The sequence below is a fragment of the Paracoccus sp. S4493 genome, from assembly GCF_000967735.1.
GTDB classification, from domain to species: Bacteria; Pseudomonadota; Alphaproteobacteria; order Rhodobacterales; family Rhodobacteraceae; genus Paracoccus; species Paracoccus marcusii.
On the sequence record NZ_JXYF01000019.1, the window covers coordinates 1 to 1671 of the forward strand.

Below are 1671 nucleotides of genomic sequence, written 5' to 3' on the forward strand. Positions count from 1 at the left end.
GGGGCCGCGTCGCGCTTACCGAAGGAGTGGATGTCCCCGCAGTCGACGTGGTGGCGTTCCTGTCGCCACGCAAGAGTAAGGTGGACATCGTGCAGGCTGCCGGTCGAGCGATGCGCAAGTCGGACGGGACCGGCAAGAAATATGGCTACCTGCTGCTGCCGTTGTTCCTGGAGACCGAAGCCGGCGAAAGCGTCGAGGACGCACTGGAACGAACCAGATTCAACGAGGCATGGGATGTCCTTCAGGCCATGCAGGAGCAGGACGCTGAACTGGCCGACATCATCGAAGAGATGCGTGTCGAACGAGGCAGGACCGGCGTTTTTGACGACAGTCGTTTGCGGGAAAAGTTCGAAGTTCTTGGACCGCAGGTTTCCTTGGCGGCGCTGAAGCAAGGTGTTTCTACTTCTATAGTCGAGCGCCTCGGCAACAATTGGGACGAACGTTACGGGGAACTAATCAAGTACAAAGAAGAGCACGGCGACTGTGATGTTCCCCAAAACAGCTCGACACGTAAATCTCTTGGGATTTGGGTGGCTAGACAGAGACGCTCCTACGACCGGGGTGAATTGCCGAAAGACCGCATCGATCGCCTCGAGGCTTTGGGGTTTGCTTGGGATGTCTTGTCCAAAATATGGGAGGCAAGGTTCTCAGAACTCTGTCGTTATAAATCGAAGCATGGGGACTGCAACGTACCGAGACATTGGAAGGAGAATAGGCATCTCGGCTATTGGGTGAACACGCAGCGCATTGACTATAAGGAGGGCATTCTACCGGAAGACAAGGTAAAGCGATTGGAAGCCGTAGGTTTCCATTGGTCTCCAAGTAGAGATCGTTGGGAAAAAATGTTCTTAGAGCTTGCTGAATACCAGAAAATACACGGAACATGTATTGTGCCGCGAAAGCTGACCGGTAATTCGGAACTTGCGAACTGGGTTGGCACTCAGCGGCGAAAGAGGAGAATGGGTAGTCTGCCCAGTCACCTTGTGTCGCGCCTGGATGATTTGGGCTTCGCCTGGGACAGATTTGAAGAGGCGTGGGAGGCAAAGTTCCAACAGTTAAAAGCCTACAAGAGCATGAATGGCAACTGCAATGTCCCCATTGAACACCCAGAACACTCCAGCTTGGGCTCATGGGTCTCAGATCAGAGGAAGCGCTTCAACCAGGGAAAGGTGTCAGAGAAACGACGCAAGAAGCTTTGTTCTATTGGATTTCTATTTTGAATACCTTGTTTTCTAGGCAAGAACACAGGGCCGATCAAATGGGGTTCTGATATCGCTACTCGGGTCTTCAAAATCCTGGACTGTCGAACGCGCTTCGCGTGGAGCTGGCTATGGCGGGAGACAGCTTTGACCCAAAGATTCTCTTCGATTATTTCGCTGCTCGTGGGAGGCATGTGGCGGTGGTTGCGAACGACATTTCAACAACAGAACGGCCTCAATGCCGCCCTGAGTTTTGGATTTATGGTCCATCTATTAGAGCGCGACCTGAGTCCAAATGATCGGCACAACTTTGAAAAAACAGCGCGACGTCAGAATCTTACAAGCAATTCTCCAAAATGGCTCAGTCATGAGGTCCGGAGAATAACGGCCCAGAGAGACCGCTTCCGGGCCTCCCGGCGCCAAGGCCAGTGCTCAGCCCCTCCCGCATAACCTGTATCGACCCGGTGAAGAT

The 1671-nt window shown here is 53.1% G+C and carries 1 protein-coding gene; it reads left to right on the forward strand.

The window, feature by feature from the left end; all coding sequences use genetic code 11:
- The coding region (locus TW83_RS03900) for a helicase associated domain-containing protein (protein ID WP_045981469.1) at positions 1-1220 on the forward strand (1220 nt) is incomplete at its 5' end.
- Between the last annotated feature and the right edge of the window lie 451 nt (positions 1221-1671).